Source organism: Streptomyces sp. NPDC006259 (genome assembly GCF_042870975.1).
Taxonomy (GTDB): domain Bacteria; phylum Actinomycetota; class Actinomycetes; order Streptomycetales; family Streptomycetaceae; genus Streptomyces.
On record NZ_JBIAHY010000012.1, the window covers coordinates 1 to 15,842 of the forward strand.

A 15,842-nucleotide genomic window follows, 5' to 3' on the forward strand; every position below is an offset into this window, starting at 1 on the left:
GAACACCAGGCGCCCGCCCGGCTTGAGCGCGGCTGCCGCCGCGGGAAGCAGCTCGCGCGGGTCGGTGAAGTCCACGGCGCCGAAGACGCTGTACAACACGTCGTACGCGCCGGTCATCGCCTGCAGGTGGGGCACCACGTCGGACTGCACGATGCGCAGGCGGGGGGCGAGGCGGGCGTAGAGGTCGGTTGCCATGGCGTGCTGGGCGGGCGAGGCGTCGATGGCGATGACCCGGGCGGGTCGGTGATGGGCAGCCAGGTGCGCCGCGTGCCGGGCTGTGCCGGCGCCGAGGTCGCCCACACAGCGGCCGGTCAGGTCACCGAGGACCTCGGGGCCGGGCCCCGCATTCTGGCCCCAGTTCCAGGTGAAGGTACCGGGAACCGCGCGGTCACTGGTGGCGCGGGCGCGGCCGTAGTGGTGCCAGAGGTCTGCGGTGCTGGTGGTCACCCGGACCATCCTGGCGGCCGTGACCGGGCCGTGGGCCGGTTCGCCGAAATCTCACCCGGGCGTGCCGTCGGGCCCCCGCCGTGCGGCCGGGGCCCGAGGAACTCGTAGCTGCGTGGTGGTCAGTGCGAGTCGTTGCCGGGGTGGCACGGGCCGCAGTCGGCGGCGTCCGTCCACAGCGGCAGGTCGACCTCCCAGCCGTCGACGGCGACGATGCGGGCCGTTGTGATCACGGAGCCGTCGTTCTTCATGTCCACCTCGGGCACGTGGTGCAGGAACTGTCCGTCGTTGAACTTCTCGCACAGTTCGGCGTACGCGACGGTGTCCAGGATGACCGTGTGGACGCCGATGTCGACGAGTTTGCTGGGCGCCAGTCCCAGCCCATCGCCCCGGTGGTTCATCGCGGTCAGCAGGTAGGCGTAGCCCTGGCCGAGGACCCTGGAGGCCATGACCGAGTCGTAGGGGTAGTCCCGCATGAGGAGCCCGACCTGCTTGTCCCACAGGTCGGCCGGCACGACGTCGCGTGCGCAGCGGACCGGGCCGGTCGCCAAGTCGGCGGCCGGAAGGGATGCAACAGCGGCGGTGGTCATGGAGTGCCTCCGATGGACGGTGCCCCGCGACGCGGGGCGGTGCACCCAGCACACCGCGCGGACCGGCCTCACGGTGATCAACTGTCTATCTCTGCAAGGTATTTGCATGTCGTGCAAGCGGCCTCGACGCGCCCGGCCGGCGCCCGTAGCGTGGAGTTTCCCTGTCTGTGCGGTGTGGGAGGGACGCGTGCCCGTCGACCCGCTCTGGAGCACCACGACAGCACTGCAGTTGGCCGCGCAGCGGTACCCCGGCGCGCTCATCCGGATCGGGCGCCAGCATCACTGCTGGACGCTGGCCGTGCTCGCGGAGAGGATCGGCTGTTCGCCTTCGACCGTCTCCCGTCTGGAGCGCCGTACCCGGATCGCTGACCTGGCGCTGGTGCACCGTGCCGCACGGGAAGTCGGTGTGCCCCGGCACATTCTCATGACATCCCTCGCGCCACCCCCCGCTACGGCAACGACGGCCACTAGAGTGACGGCCGGTCAGCGTGACGCCGAGGAGGACCCCATGCGCCGCCGTACGCTGCTCGCCGCCACGGCGGCCGCAGGCCCTGCCGCCCTGCTGATGGGACTGGATGACGCCCTGGCCGCCATCCCGGCCCCGCTCAATGCCGGGCCGCTGGACAGCCGCCTGGCCAGCGCCCGCGCACTGTACGACCAGGGTGCGCACGCACGGCTCCTGGCAGCCCTGCCCGGCCTCATCGCCGACGCGCACCACGCCGTTGCCTCCCGCCGCAACCTCGACCAGGCCCGGCTGTCCGCCGTGTACAGCCTCGCCTCCGCCGTCCTCATCAAGCTCGGCTCCTACAACCGCGCCCGGCTCACCGCGGACCGGGCCCGCACCTGGGCCGAGATCTCCGGCTCCCCGCTCGCGGCCGCGGCCGCGGCACGGGAACTGGCCATCGTGCTGCGTCACCAGGACCAGCACCGCGCCGCCCAGCGCCTGATGTCCTCGGCAACCGACGGCCTGGAGGCGAGCGGGCTGCGCACCGAGGCCACGGCCGCCGCCTACACACAGATGCTCTGCACCGTGGCCTACACCGCTGCCCGGGCCGGGCAGCGCAGCGAGGCCCTGGCGATGACCGAGGAGGCCCGCCGCGCCGCCCGCCGCCTGCCCAAGGCCGCTCCACCCGGCCGGCTGTTCGCTATCAGCCCGGCCGCCGTCGACCTGTACACGGTCGGCGTGCACTGGGCACTCGGCGACGCCGGCGCCGCCCTGAACGCCGGGAAGAACCTTCGGCCCGAGCAGTTCGCGACCGCGGAGCGCAAGGCCCGCCTGGGTACCGACATGGCACGCGCCTGGTGGGCCTGGCAACGGCCCGAGCAGACCGCCCGCACCTTGCTGGACGCCTACCGGGCCAGCCCCGGCGAGGTCCGCGACCGGCCCGCGATCCGCCGCATCGTCACCGAGCTCGCCGAGCGGCATCCGCGTACCAGCGGCGTACGCGAACTGCACGCCGCAGTGACACGGGCTATCTGACGTCACGACAGGCACCGTTGCACTACTGACCGCTTCGGACGACTACCTCGTGGCGGTGTTCACGCACGACGGCATGCCGATCGCCGCCAACTTCGACATCGTCGACGACTGGTGAATCCGGCTGGCCGTGACGCCGCCCGTCACTTCGGGCGGACCTGGGTCAGCGCCGCGCCCGCCAGCATGATCGCCGCGCCGACCGGGCTCGACCAGGTCAGGGACTCGTCGATCGCGGTCTGGATAAGGGCGCGGGCGGCAATGCCGGACACGGCCATCGGCGCTGGGCGGTTTTCCCCGGATCGAACCCGTCTGATGTTTTTGGTAAAAGAGATCTCCGCCGTCGGGCGGGCGGCCCAAGACCGGTCCGGCCATGGCAAGTCACCCGTGCATCCGATGGCGGCGGGCCCCGGACAGTCAGGTCGGTTCAGCACGAGCAGCCCCTCCACAGCCGGCGGGAACGGATCAGCAGGCGCGGCGGAAGACGGCCGCCGGGCCGATCACGCCGTTGCCGAACTTGTCGCGGATCCGGTCGGCTGCCTCTTCGGCGAGCAGGCGGGCTTCGCGGGCGTCGTCGAGGCTGATCTGCTGGGCGACCTGGTCGGCGGCGATGAGGTCCTCGCCCTTGAGGGCGATGGCGGTCAGGCGGCCGCGCTGTAGTCCTGCCGCGTCCATCAGCTGGTAGGCGAGGACGCGCAGGTCGTCGTCGTGGGCGGACGGTTCCCTCAGACGGCGGGTCTTCTCCCAGCCGCTGTTGCCGGCGAACTTCAAGGTCAGGGTGAGCGCGCGGGCGGCCTGTCCGCGCCGGCGCAGCAGCAGTGCGAGCTGCACGACCAGGTCGAGGAGGGCGGCGCGCACGGTGGCGCCGTCCAGAGCCTGTCGGTCGAAGGCGCGCCGGACGGTGGCAGTGGCAGGCAGAGTGCGGGGGACGACGGGGCGCGGGTCGATGCCGCGGGCGCGGTCGGCGGCCAGACGACCGGCGCGCCCGCCGACCAGGCGCTGCACGGTGGCGGGGTCGACGGCGGCGAGCAGGCCCACGGTGTGGATGCCGTAGTCACGGAGGGCCTCGGCCTGGCGGGGGCCGATACCGTGCAGGGCGTCGACCGGCAGCGCGGCCAGCCAGCCGGCCACCTGATCGGGGGCGACGGCCAGAACACCACCGGGCTGTTCGATCCGGGCGGAGGCGGTGGCCGCGACCGTGACCGACGGCCCGATGCCGACGCGTACGTCGACACCGAGGCGGGAGAGCGTGCGCACGCGCAGGATCTCGCCCAGGCGGCGGGCGTCCGTGCCGTGGTAGCGCAGGGCGCCCTTCAACTCCACCAGAGCCGCGCTGGGCGGAAGCGCCTGTACCACCGGCGACAGACCGGCCAGCTCCTCCAGGACACGGCGGTAGGCCTCCTCCGGCAGACGGTCCGGGCAGCGCACATGCATCACCGATGACACCCCGCCCGCCGGCACCCGCTCGGAAACCATCACCATCACCTCCACTCCACCGTATCGAACAGAAAATCGAACACGCGAGAGCGCGGGGTGGATGACGGGCATAGAATCAAAAATATGTTCGATGACCTGCCGCCCGACCTCAAGCGCCTGCACACGCTGCGGGTATGGCACACGCTGTGGCTGGCACGCATCGACGCCAAGATCGCGGCTCTCCAGCAGCGGCAGGCGGAAACCGGCCGCGGCCGGCGGAGCCGGCCCCGGCCGCCGGAGTGGGTGGTCGAACTTGGCATCGGCACCGGCCAGCCGGCCCTCCAGGTCCACGCCGGCGACTCCTACATGGCAGGCAAACGGCGCCGGCCCGTCGGCCGCGACGAAGCCCGCCGCCTCCTGTCCGACGGCCTGCGGGCCTGTACCCATTGCCGGCCCAACGCACAGCTGGACATCATCGACTTATCCGACGGCAGCACCCCGCACCGATCCCCGCGTCGCCTGAAGGACACCGTCGATGAACACCACTCCCCCGCCACCGGTCAACGAACCCGACCCGTCCGCGCTCGTCTGCCTGGGCAGCCAGGTCGGCCCCTGCGCCACCTGCCAGCGCAAGACCCACAAGTACGGCCGCGGCGGCATCCCGCTCTGCCAGTGGTGCATGACGCCCGTCATCCAGGCATGGGGCACCACCGTCCAGCACACCAGCACCCGCACCTAAGTCTTTAGAGCTCGTAACAGGATCTTGTTGAAGCGTGCTGGTGGGGCGTAACTGGTGTGACGATTCGGCCGTTCGTGGGGTGTGGGTACTCGACCATGGATCGTGGACGATGAGTTGTGGGCGCTGATCGAGCCGTTACTGCCGCCGTGGCCGGAGCGGTCCCCGGGGCCACGACCGTGGCGGATCGGCTCTGCCTCCAGGACATCCTGTTCGTCCTCTACAACGACATAGCCTGGCAACTCCTGCCCCTGGAGCTGGGGTTCGGCTCGGGGCAGACCTGGTGGCGCCGCCTGGACCGGTGGCAGAAAGCAGGAGTCTTCGACCGGCTACATCGGGTCCTGCTCGCGGAGCTGAACGCGCGCCGGCGAACTCGACTGGTCACGGGCGTGCGTGGACGGCTCTCACATCCGCGCGAAAAAGGGGGCGCCGACACGGGTCCGTCGCCGGTCGACCGGCGGAAAACGGGCAGCAAACACCACCTGATCTGCGATGGATGCGGCACCCCGCTCAAGGTCATCACGACTGCGGCCAACGTCAACGACGTCACCCAGACCCTGGCCCTGGTCGACGGCATCCCGCCCGTCGCGGGCCGCCCCGGCCGGCCCCGCCGCAGGCCCGAAGCCCGAACATCCAGGGCATGGGCAAGCTCCGCTACGTCGTCGAGCAGACTTTCGCCCTGCTACACCACTTCAAACGCCTCGCCGTCCGCTGGGAACGCCGCTCCGAACGCCCTGACGCCTTCGTCTCCCTGGCCTGCAGTCTCATCTGCTGGCGACGGCTTCGGAAGCACAAAAACGACTGACCGGTGTCAGGGCAGGCCAGGGCCTCATCGGGCTGCTTCAGAACGTTGGTACCCTCCGCACCTACGGCGATGCGGGGGAGATGATCATGGGAGCAGCGCCGTCGAGTCCTCCGAGCCGCTGGTTCAGAGGAATCGGCCTTGGTGTCCTCTTCGGTGGGCTGACCGCGGTGGTGTCCACTGCTGCGATTGGGAGGGCATGGGCTGCTTGTGACATCGGCACCAGCGCGGCAGCCAACGGCATGACTTTGCTGTTTCTTGCGCCTCTCATCTGGATCGCCGCTGCGGTTCCGTGGGTGATCCTGCACAGCACCCTCGGAAGACGTCATCGCAGGACAGCCCTGACTGCAGGGTTCATCTTCACCCTGTGGTTCACCTGGTTCCTTGTCACATGGTTCGGCATGCCGGACTCCTACCCCGCCCCGTTGTGCCCGGGCAACGTCCCACCCTGGTGGCCGAGCTTCATCCCAGCATGACTCCGGCGTAGCCCGTGAATGACCTCGACAGCGGCAACCTACTCAACAGCGCGCCCACCAGCCGCGGCACGCCAGCAAGATCGTGTTACGAGTCCTTAGAGGTCATTTTCTCCCGATATTTTATCCCGGAATGAGTGTTTGATGGATATATGTAGGTTGCGCAGGAGAGAGCGGCATCGCCGGCCAGGCACACCATTCCAGGCCGCATCCTCGCTTTCCGGTCCCGGGAACGGTTCTGACTCCGGGCTCACGGCAGATCCCTGCTGGCCGCCCATCCCTGTAATCAACTCCGTTTGTTTCATTGACATCTCACTCGGAATACCTACCTTGGGTTGGGAGCGCTCCCATGACAGCCTTGCAACTGGAAGGAGTCCCCCCACATGCGCAAACAGAGTCCGTTAGCCGGGCGTTTGTCGCCCCTCCGCCGACCTCTCCAGGCGTTCGTCATGCTGTTCGCCGTGGTTGTCGGCGCACTCGCCTGGTCGGCCCCCGCCCAGGCTCACGGCACCGTCGTCGGCCCCGCCACCCGCGCGTACCAGTGCTGGAAGACGTGGGGCAACAACCACACGAACCCGGCCATGCAGACCCAAGACCCCATGTGTTGGCAGGCCTTCCAGGCCAACCCCGATACCATGTGGAACTGGATGAGCGCGCTCCGCGACGGCCTCGGTGGCCAGTTCCAGGCACGGACCCCCGACGGGACGCTCTGCAGCAACAACCTCTCGAGGAACGACAGCCTGAACAAGCCCGGACCGTGGAAGACCACCACCGTCGGCAACAACTTCTCGGTCCACCTGTACGACCAGGCGTCACACGGTGCCGACTACTTCAAGGTCTACGTGAGCAAGCAGGGCTTCAACCCCAAGACGCAGACTCTGGGCTGGAGCAACCTCGACTTCATCACGCAGACCGGCCGCTTCGCCCCGGCGCAGAACATCACGTTCCCTGTCCAGACCTCCGGCTACACCGGACACCACATCCTGTTCGTGATCTGGCAGGCCTCGCACCTCGACCAGGCCTACATGTGGTGCAGCGACGTGAACTTCGGCTGAGCCGCACAGCACGCACACGACACCGGCCTCGGCCGGGCGCCGGTAACCCGCCGTCCGGCCGACCGAACCCTGTCGGGGCAGGGGCCCCATTTGGCCCCTGCCCATCAACCTTCCAAAGGCCACTCACACACGGGTCCGCGCCGGCAGCGCAGGCAGGTCGCGTCGTCAGTCTGCCGACGGGATGCGCGCGGCGATCTCCTTCGACAGCCCGTCCGCCTCGGCCGCGACCGGGCCGCTCTCCAGTGCGACGTGCCGCAGCACCCTGAGCAGGGTGTGGGCCTCCCCCAGCGTCAGCAGCGGAAGCCGTTCCTCGTCGTACTCCACGGGCGCGAAGTCGATCTCGTCAAGGTCCAGGTGCTCGTAGTCGTCCATGACCGGGACAACTCCTCCGCTGCAGCGCGGTCACGGCAGCGCGAACGCCCGCAGCCCCGGTCCCGGTGAGGACACCGGGGCCGGGGCTGCGACAAAGCGGGGGTGTGGTCGTGGAGGGCGGTCGCCTACGCGGCGAAAGGCTCTGCAGGGCTTCAGCCGAACGATCGTCCCTGCAGGCTATAGGTGAGGCCCGGGGACACTGTCCCCTCCACAACCACACCCTCTCCAACCCACTCACCCCGGCAGACATTCCCTGTTTCCGGTACCCGGCGCAGGGTTGCGCCGTGCACCAGGAGGCCACTGGGCCGGATCCCGCCTTGCGGCGGCCCGGCCGGGCAGGGAGCTACTGCACAGGGTTGGCGGGATCAGTGGTGGTGGCCGCCGTGGTGGCGGGTGCCCCAGGAGGTCTTGTCGACGATGCGGTCGTGGTCGTTGCGCAGGGTGGCCGCGTCGGAGCGGTTGTCCCAGATGTGGCGGCTGAGGTCCTGGTACAGGTCGGTGCGGGTGTCGCGGCCCTCACCGGTGTGGATGCGCACCGTGGCGCGGCCGGCCAGGCGGTAGTGGTCGAAGGTGTAGGTGTGGCCGTCGGCGTCCGACAGCGTCCAGCCGTCCAGGTTGACGGCGCGGCGGGTGGTGTTGGTCAGTTCCACCCACTCCTTGTTCAGCGAACGGTTGGCGCGGGTGTCGCGGCCCGGCGCGTCGTACTGGACCGCGCTGATCTCGACCTTGGGCCGCTCCGGACGGGCGTGGTCGGCGGCCGACGCCGGCAGCGCCACCGTCCCCACGACAGCGGCGGCAGCCAGCGAAGCGGCAGCCAGACGACGAACAGTCACAGCGGAAGAAGACACAAGGGCCCCCAAGGTGCAGGCACTTCCCTCCCCCGGCGCCGAAAGAACGTGGCGCGCAGGGCCGGGTCGTGCGGTGTGCGGGTGGCGGCCAGTCGGCCGCGCCCTCACACCATGGCCACGATGTGACCGTCGGCAGGGCATTTCGCACACGGCGTGACAGTCCATCCACATTTTCGTGACCCTCACCTGTAAGAGCCACTGATGCCGTGAATGCACCAGGTTGACGCCTCCGCGGACGCAGGAGTGCTGCGGCGCCCGGGCCGTCGGCCGGAACCGCCACACCACGCCACCCCGGCCGCCCGCCAGCGTTCACCCGCAGGTGAGTAACAGCGCTTTCCGGCGCGCGCTCCGTGACGCTCCGCGGACTGCCGGGACATCACCGGGCAACAGCCCGGGTGACCCCAGCGAGGCCAGAACCGCATTGCCGACACCTGCTCCACCCCTCGCTGCCCCCATCCTCGCTACCCGGCCTTGCCCGCTCGTCGGACCAGACGATGAGCCCTCGAAGACGCCAACGGCATGACATCCCGCCGCGGCCGCAACCAACACGAGGTCCGCGGGGCTCCCCTCCCTCACAACCGCACCCGCACCCGCACCCGCAGATGAGGAGATCCACGTGACCGCCACCGCCTTCGAGCACCACACGCCTCACGCGTTCGCCGCCCCTGACGCCGCCGTCATCACCGACGGCTGCTGGCCGGCCCCCGCCGGCCCCTGCCAGGACGCCGACTTCCTGCTGGCACCACCCAATCCCGCCGAACGCCTCAGTTACACCATTGACCCGCGCGACCGGCACCGCCTCGACCTCCAGGCAGCACTGACCACAGCTGGTATCCCGCCCCGCCCCGAAGACCGTGACGCCATCGACCACCTCAGCAACCTGCCCGCCGGCGTCAACGCCACCCTCCAGCGCTGGCTGACCCACACCCTATGAACCCACCACCACGAGCCCGGCATGCCGCAGCACAGAGCGGAGCATGCCGGGTACTTCCACGCACGGGGCACGCCGTGGATGTCAACGGCACACTGTTGGCTGCGGCAGCGCACTGGCGCACTGGCGGCGGCACCAGTGCGCTGTGTCATCGGCCGTGAAAGCGCCACCGTCCGCCACCCTTCCCTCCGGCTTAGAACAGCACCCAACATGATCAGGCGGCTGACCTGCACCTATTCACACACCGTCCAGCCGTAGGGGTGGCGTTCGGCACTTTTCCCCTGCCCAGACGACGAAACCCTCAGGAGCGGACATGTGGAGCACGGCGTGGATGCGCAGCGTCGAATGGCTCGCGGCGGCCGCAACGAACCCCCGGGACTGCAAACGGCAGTGGGATCACGGAACGGGCACCGCCCTGCTGGAAGCCGGACCGTCCCCGAGGAACTCGGCCTGCTCGCCCTGAACGTCCTGTGGCACGATCCGCTGCGCACCCCCGGCCCCGTCCTGCGGCACAGCAAAGCCCACCGAGTCGGCTTCTTCCTGCCCCCCGGACCCGGCCAGCAATGGATCGGCGCCGGAATCCGTCACGTCGGCAAAGGCTGCTGGATCCCGGTCCCCCCGCCCTACCGCGACACCGGACACCTCGAATGGATCATCCCACCCGACGGCAACGGCACCCTGCACTCCCCCGACCGCCTGGAAGCCGCCCTCCGCACAGCCACCAGCACACTCGCCCTCCTGGAAACCGACCCCCAGGAAGCAACGACATGTTCGCCCCCCCCTGTGGCACGACCATCTGATCATCCACAGACACGAAATTGTCAGGCGCTGCGTGGTCTGCGGCCCGACGTCTTCTTCGCCGCGGTCGTCTTCTGTCCGGTCTTCGCCGTCGCCTTCCTGGCCGGGGCCTTCGCCGTCTTCTTGGCGGCTGTCTTCTTCTTCGGCAGGTCGTGGACGTCCGCGTCGCCCGTCTCGCCGCGGGCGGCCTTCGCCTTGCTCACCGACTCCGTCAACGCCGCCATCAGGTCCAGGACCTTGCCCGGCTCCTCCGCCTGCGGCACCTCCGGGAGCGGCTTGTCGCCCTGCTTGGCCTCGATGACCTGCGCCAGCGCATCGGTGTAGGTGTCGCGGAACTCCTCGCCCTCCAGGTCGTCACGGGTCATGGTGTCCATCAGCGCCAGCGCACCGTCGATCTCCTCCTGCGAGATCTCCACCGGCGGCGGAAGCAGTTCCGCAGGGTCGCGGATCTCGTCGGGCCAGCGCATCGCATGCAAGACGATCACGTCGTCGCGCACCCGGAGCAACCCCAGCCGCTCACGGCCCGACCACGCGTACTTGGCGACCGCGACCTTCGCCGACCTCGCCAGCGCCTGCCGCAGCAGCTTGTAGGGCTTGGCCGCCACCTGCCCGGCCGGCTGGAGGTAGTAGCCCTCGCCGATCCGGATCGGGTCCACCGACTCCAAAGGTACGAACGCCTCGATCTCGATCGACTTCGCCGTCGGCAGCGGCAGATCACGCAGTTCATCCTCCGAAATAGGGATGACCTGCGTCTTCGTCACCTCGTAGCCCTTGCCGATCTCCCCCTGGCCCACCTCACGGTCCTCCAGCTCACACACCTTCCGCGTACGGATCCGCCCCATGTCCTCCAGGTGGTACTGGTGGAAATGGATGCTGTGGTCCTCGGTCGCGCTGACCACATTGATCGGCACCGTGACCAGGCCAAAGCTGATGGCTCCGGACCAGATGGTTCGGGGCATGGCAAACCTCCGCAGTAGCCCCGAGCACCACCAGACTAAAAGCACCCCCACCGCCCCGCACCCCTGCAGCACACCCACGTGGTATCACCCCACCCAGCAGGTCATCGCAGGACTCGACCCGGGCGACGGAGCGTCCGCGGTGGAAGGCATGGCGGGTGACCTGGACCCTGCCTCAGCCGATGCTCACCACCCCGAAGCCCAGCCCCGACCCCCGCCCGGTTGGGCCGCACGAAATGGGACGGCTACCGCGCCCCGCTTGCCCGTTACCACGACGTCTGCGTCCTGCTGCGCTCCCGGCACGGCACCGACATGACGCCATCGCTCCCGGAGATCCAGGCGGCATCAGCCCAGTCGCCGCAACCAGGCAATCCCGCCTGGCCTCGAACCCTCACACCGACGTGGCGGACGCAGCACGGCATATCGACAGCCGCGAGCTTCCCGAACCGGGCCAGGCAGTGCCAGACCTTCTTGAGATCCTGGAGAGCGTATCGACCCGTGCGGGCAGCGTCTCCGATATCCCTGGGCGTAAGCCAGCCACCGTGAGCGATCTTGGCTCCCAGATCCACATACGCCTGGCCGCGATAGTGCGGATGGCGACGCAGTTCAGCCATGCTGAGCCGGAAACCGGGATGCCATTCGACTGGGCACGGCAGGCGTTGTGCCACGTATTCGACCCCTGTACCGCGATAGCTGATCAGCCCAGCTGGACCGGCCGGGCGTCAGCACGTGGCGCGGTAGGGCTGGTCCGGCAGGTACGCCCGCCAGTCCTTCCGCGACAGTCCCGAACCCACGCGCTCGCACACGGCGGCCACGAGGTCCGCGGGGTCGAGTGCGTACTTCTGCAAGGGGACGTGGGAGCCGCCCGCGTACAAGGTCCTGCCGTCCGGGGCGAAGGCCAGGGACGTGATGCTGTCCCCGGGTGTGGGCAGCGACGAGCCCAGTGGCTGGCTGGACGGTACGTCCCACAGCTGGATGGCTCCGGAGTGGGTGGCGACGGCGAGGGTGGTGTCGTCGTGGGAGAAGACGAGTGCGCTGACCATGTCGTCGCCGGACGGGAAAGCGGCGCCGGCGTCCGCGGCGGACAGTACCGCGCGCCTCGTGCGTCCGGCGCCGTCCCAGATGGTCACCCGGCCGTAGCTGTCCCCCGCGGCCAGGTACCGTCCGCCGGGGCTGAACGCCAGCTCGCTCGTGATGGTGTCGCTCAGCGACTTGACGACGGTCTTCCCCGAGCGGGGGTCGGCGATCGCCTTCCAGGAGGCCACCCGGGCCGAATCCCGCCGTACCGCGAGTCCGTCGCCGGACATGCCGGAGAGCGTTTTGACTTTCCTGGACCCGCCGCCCGGTTTCACGTCCCACACCTCGGTCGTCTCGCGCATCGTGGTCCGGGCCACGAACAGACGGCTTCCGTCGGCGCTGAGCGCGATGTCGTCCAGGCCGCTCATGCCGATCTCGTCGGCGCGCACGTCGACCACGGCGTGCGCGCGGCGCCCCCTGACGTCCCAGACGGTGACCCGTTCCCGTGCCGACGACAAGGAGTCCTCCATCGGCCGCGCCCGCCCATGCGCGAAGTACCTGCCGTCGGCGCTGAACGTCATGAGGTCGGTGCACTCCTGTGGCTGCTGCGGCGCATCACCCAGCTCCACACCTGTCGCGGCGGGCTCTTCCGCCGGGGCCTGTGCTGGGAGTTCTGCCACCAGGGCCTTTTCGACCGAGTCGGGAGCGCCCCCGGACGCGGTGCCGCCCGCGGCGTCCCTCGCACAAAGCTCGACCGGCGGCGTGAACACGGTCCGCCCGCTGCGGGTGTCGACCAGCCGCACCTCCTCACCGTCGTCCGTGTGTCGGACGACCGCCTGCGTGCGGCCGTCCGGGGTCAGTTGCCCCGTGGGGAAGTAGTCCTCGCGCCACGGCGCGTTGAGCGCGGACTTCAGATTCAGGGAGTACAGGACCGTCCTGGACTCGTTGAAATAGCGCAGGGCGCCCGCGTCGAGGTCGAGTTCGAAGCCCTGGGAGGCGCTGCGGGCGGTGGCGTGGCGGAAGACGGGTGCCTCCGGTGCGGCCGACCGCCACAGCGCTACCCCCTCCGCCGTGGACGCCGCCATGAACCTGCCGTCCGCGCTGAAACGGACGTCCTCCAGCCCCTCGCTCACCAGCCGTGGCGCCTGCCGGCCGCTGCGCAGGTCCCACCGGCGCACCTCGCCGCCGGTGATACGCGCCAGGTGCCGACTGTCCGGGGTGAAGACGAACGAGGCGTCGCCGCAGTCGAGCCGTTCCGCGTTCCTGTCGAGCCAGGCGCGCTTGAGCCGGGTGCGCCGGGCGATGTCCCAGATCTCCAGCGGTCCCTCGTCGGCGCACCTGGCCAGCCAGCGGTTGTCCGCGCTGAGCGCCACGACCTCCGGTTCGTCGGGATGCCGTTGCCTCATGCTCAGCACCGTGCGACCGCTGCGTACGTCGACGAGCCTGGTGCGTACGTCGCCGAGCCCGGAGTTCGAGTCGTCCGTCCCCCACTCCTGCACCGCCACGCGCTTGCCGTCGGCCGAGAAGACGGTGCTGGCCGACAGGGTCGTGGGCAGACGCCCGACCACGCGCCCGGCGCGGACGTCCCACAGCAGCGTACGGTCCTCTGACGCCACCGCCAGCAACCGGCCGTCAGGGCTCATCGTCACGTCCGGGCCACCCGCGGCCAGCTTGCCGAGCCCGGGATACGAACGGGCCGTGGGCCGCCGCGCGCTCAGGTCCCAGGTGTGGACACGCCGCGTACCCACCGACACCAGCGTCCGGCCGTCGGCCGTCAACTCACTGGCCAGAGCATCGGCGGCTGAGTCGGGAAGAGTGAACGACCCTTGTTCGTGCTGGGCCATGGCGCCCAGCAGCGCCGAGCGGGTTTCGGTGGACTCCGCAAGCCGCCAGGCGGCAAGGCTCAGCCTCATCGCGGCGACGGGGTCGTGGTCGCGCATGGTGGCGGCGGCCGCGGCGATGCGGCGGGCCTCCGCCTGGACGTGCCGGCGCTCGCTCGTACGGTTCTCCCGCCACGCCAGCACGCCCGCCACCACCGACAGGACCACCAGCACGGCGAGGGTGCCGGACAGTACGCGACGGCGGCGTCGGGCGCGGGTGTGGGCATGGCGGCTCGCGGTGAGGAAGGCGCGCTCGGGGCCGGTCAGCTCCGCGGCCCGGCCGTCGGCGGCGCCGAAGTGCTCCTGCGCCGTGGTCAGCCGGGTGCCGCGGTATAAGGCGCCGCGGTCGTGCGCCAGTTCCTGCCAGGTGTGCGCCGCCTCGGTCAGGTGGCGGTGGGCCCGCAGGCGGTCGCGGTGCGCGTCCACCCAGGCCCCGAGCCGGGGCCAGGAGGTGATCAGTGCTTCGTGGGCGAGGTCGACGGTGTCGTCGTCCAGGGTGATCAGCCGGGCTCTGGCCAGTTGGTCCACCACGGCGTCGACCTCGTCGCGATCGCCGAAGTCCAGCTCCGCGCGCCGGATCGGACGCCGGGTGTCCTGAGCGCCGTCGCCGGGAGCGATCAGACGCAGCAAGATCAGGCGCGCCAGTTCCCCGCAGTCGTCCGTGAGCCGGGTGTAGAGATCCTCGGCGGTGCGGGCGACGGCGCCGTGGAGACCGCCCGTGGCTTCGTACGACCGGAGGGTCAGCGTACGGCCGTGCCGTCGCCGCCAGGTCTCGTGCAGCGCGTGGGAAAGCAGCGGCAGCGCCCCCGGTTCGCTGCCGGCCTCGGTCACCAGCCGGGCGGTCAGCTCGCGTTCCACGATCAGCCCCGCGGCCTGGGCGGGCTTTACGACGGCCTGACGCAGTTCAGCCGCCGACATCGCCGTGACCAGCAGGCCGGCGTCGGACAACACCTCCGCCAGCGCGCCGTGTTCGGCGCAGCGGCCGTAGAAGTCCGCGCGCACGCCGAGTACGACGCGCAGCCGGCTGCCGGGTTCCCGCGCGGCCAGGAGTTCGTCGACGAAGCCCGCTCGTTCCCGCGGGTCGCGGCACAGGGTGAAGACTTCCTCGAACTGGTCCACGATCAGCCAGGTGTCGCCGTCTCGCGCGGCGGGCGTGAACAGGCGGGCGTGCGTGCGCAGGGGGTGTGCGCCCGGCGTGAGGATCCGGATGGCCGCAGGAGGCGGTGTCGCCCCGTCCGGGCGGCGCAGGCGGGGTATGAGCCCCGCGCGCAGAAGAGAGGACTTGCCGCTGCCGGAGGGGCCGAAGACGACGGTGAAGCGGTGTGCGGCCACACGCCGCAGCAGGTCCTCGGTCAGCCGTTCCCGGCCGAAGAACAGGGCCTCGTCAGTAGGCTCGTAGCGCGTCAGGCCCCGGTACGGCGACGGTGCCGCACCCTCCTCGTCGTCGGCGGGCGACTCCTGCGCTCGCTCCCGCGCGGCTTCATGCCAGCGGCCCTCCCACTGCGCCGGATCGGCCCCGCAGGCGCGCACGTACGCGCCTGCCACCGCGAGCGACGGCAGTCTGTCCCCCGCAGCCGCCTGCGACAGCGCCGTCACCGAGTACCCCGCCCGCTGTGCCATCACCCGATAGGACGGGCTTCCCGCTTCCTGCCGCAGCGTGCGTAACTCCACCGCGAACCGGGCCACCGGCCCGTCCATCGGATCGAGTGGCTTCTCCCGACGCCCCACCCTGGTTCCCCCCTATCCCCTCGAGCAGCGGTGCCCAACCTATGAGGCGCCGACCACCCCAGCAAGGAATGCGGCGGGCCCGCGCGGCGCATGGGACGCGGCTCGATCGACGACGCGAAATTGTTCACCCGCACGGAAGCGGGGTGCTGAACAACGCCGGTGGCGGTGGACTCTTCGGCATCGGCACGGCCCCGGGCCCGCTTCGGTGCGGGACCGCGGCCACGCCGTCGATCCGCGGGCTTCCCAGGCCTCTCCGGGGGAGGGCCGGCCTGCATACGGAAGGGATGAGCAATGGCTTCAGCAACGATTCGGGGCACCCGCC

Annotated in this window: 12 protein-coding genes and 3 pseudogenes; 6 read left to right on the forward strand and 9 right to left on the reverse strand. The window is 70.2% G+C overall.

Annotated features, from left to right (window positions below; genetic code table 11):
• Both ACFYO5_RS35535 and ACFYO5_RS35540 read right to left on the reverse strand, forming a co-directional pair.
• Positions 1-456 (reverse strand): class I SAM-dependent methyltransferase (locus ACFYO5_RS35535; protein WP_388717191.1); only part of this gene is annotated, 456 nt, incomplete at its 3' end.
• A 110-nt stretch (positions 457-566) separates the two neighbouring features.
• A complete protein-coding gene (locus ACFYO5_RS35540; RefSeq protein WP_388717194.1) occupies positions 567-1,034 on the reverse strand; it encodes a glycine-rich domain-containing protein in 468 nt (155 codons plus the stop codon).
• A 187-nt stretch (positions 1,035-1,221) separates the two neighbouring features.
• Between ACFYO5_RS35540 and ACFYO5_RS35545 the strand changes: the two genes are divergently transcribed.
• Positions 1,222-2,514: a helix-turn-helix domain-containing protein gene (locus tag ACFYO5_RS35545; protein WP_388717197.1), complete on the forward strand. Its 1,293-nt coding sequence runs from the start codon at positions 1,222-1,224 to the stop codon at positions 2,512-2,514.
• Positions 2,515-2,654: 140 nt separating this feature from the next.
• Here the strand turns inward: ACFYO5_RS35545 and ACFYO5_RS35550 are convergent, their stop codons facing one another.
• Together ACFYO5_RS35550 and ACFYO5_RS35555 are read right to left on the reverse strand one after the other, a co-directional pair.
• Complete coding sequence (locus ACFYO5_RS35550) at positions 2,655-2,780, reverse strand: hypothetical protein (RefSeq protein ID WP_388717702.1); 126 nt, start codon at positions 2,778-2,780, stop codon at positions 2,655-2,657.
• A 193-nt stretch (positions 2,781-2,973) separates the two neighbouring features.
• Complete coding sequence (locus ACFYO5_RS35555) at positions 2,974-3,984, reverse strand: hypothetical protein (RefSeq protein ID WP_388717681.1); 1,011 nt, start codon at positions 3,982-3,984, stop codon at positions 2,974-2,976.
• 84 nt (positions 3,985-4,068) lie between these two features.
• Here ACFYO5_RS35555 and ACFYO5_RS35560 point away from each other — a divergent pair.
• The 4 genes and pseudogenes from ACFYO5_RS35560 to ACFYO5_RS35575 form a co-directional block, all read left to right on the forward strand.
• A pseudogene (locus ACFYO5_RS35560) lies at positions 4,069-4,383 on the forward strand (DUF6233 domain-containing protein); the annotation flags it as partial.
• A 76-nt stretch (positions 4,384-4,459) separates the two neighbouring features.
• Positions 4,460-4,663, forward strand: coding sequence for a hypothetical protein (locus ACFYO5_RS35565; RefSeq protein WP_388717200.1), 204 nt, complete (start codon positions 4,460-4,462; stop codon positions 4,661-4,663).
• A gap of 81 nt (positions 4,664-4,744) precedes the next feature.
• Positions 4,745-5,465 (forward strand): annotated as a pseudogene (locus tag ACFYO5_RS35570) (IS5 family transposase).
• Positions 5,466-6,384: 919 nt separating this feature from the next.
• The gene (locus ACFYO5_RS35575) at positions 6,385-6,990 is read left to right on the forward strand and encodes a lytic polysaccharide monooxygenase (protein WP_388717204.1); all 606 of its coding nucleotides are present in this window, start codon (positions 6,385-6,387) and stop codon (positions 6,988-6,990) included.
• Between the two features lie 165 nt (positions 6,991-7,155).
• On the opposite strand, the gene ACFYO5_RS35580 is transcribed toward ACFYO5_RS35575, so the two are convergent.
• Positions 7,156-7,362: a DUF6417 family protein gene (locus ACFYO5_RS35580; RefSeq protein WP_388717207.1), complete on the reverse strand. Its 207-nt coding sequence runs from the start codon at positions 7,360-7,362 to the stop codon at positions 7,156-7,158.
• Positions 7,363-7,727: 365 nt separating this feature from the next.
• Positions 7,728-8,195 (reverse strand): lamin tail domain-containing protein, encoded by a 468-nt coding sequence (locus ACFYO5_RS35585; protein ID WP_388717210.1) that lies wholly within the window; start codon positions 8,193-8,195, stop codon positions 7,728-7,730.
• A 631-nt stretch (positions 8,196-8,826) separates the two neighbouring features.
• Between ACFYO5_RS35585 and ACFYO5_RS35590 the strand changes: the two genes are divergently transcribed.
• The gene (locus ACFYO5_RS35590) at positions 8,827-9,144 is read left to right on the forward strand and encodes a hypothetical protein (protein ID WP_388717213.1); all 318 of its coding nucleotides are present in this window, start codon (positions 8,827-8,829) and stop codon (positions 9,142-9,144) included.
• 818 nt (positions 9,145-9,962) lie between these two features.
• On the opposite strand, the gene ACFYO5_RS35595 is transcribed toward ACFYO5_RS35590, so the two are convergent.
• From ACFYO5_RS35595 to ACFYO5_RS35605, 3 genes and pseudogenes are all read right to left on the reverse strand, one after another.
• The gene (locus tag ACFYO5_RS35595) at positions 9,963-10,898 is read right to left on the reverse strand and encodes a Ku protein (protein WP_388717216.1); all 936 of its coding nucleotides are present in this window, start codon (positions 10,896-10,898) and stop codon (positions 9,963-9,965) included.
• A 263-nt stretch (positions 10,899-11,161) separates the two neighbouring features.
• Positions 11,162-11,590: pseudogene (locus ACFYO5_RS35600) on the reverse strand (hypothetical protein); the annotation flags it as partial.
• Positions 11,591-11,617: 27 nt separating this feature from the next.
• Positions 11,618-15,412: a DNA-binding protein gene (locus tag ACFYO5_RS35605; RefSeq protein WP_388717219.1), complete on the reverse strand. Its 3,795-nt coding sequence runs from the start codon at positions 15,410-15,412 to the stop codon at positions 11,618-11,620.
• Between the last annotated feature and the right edge of the window lie 430 nt (positions 15,413-15,842).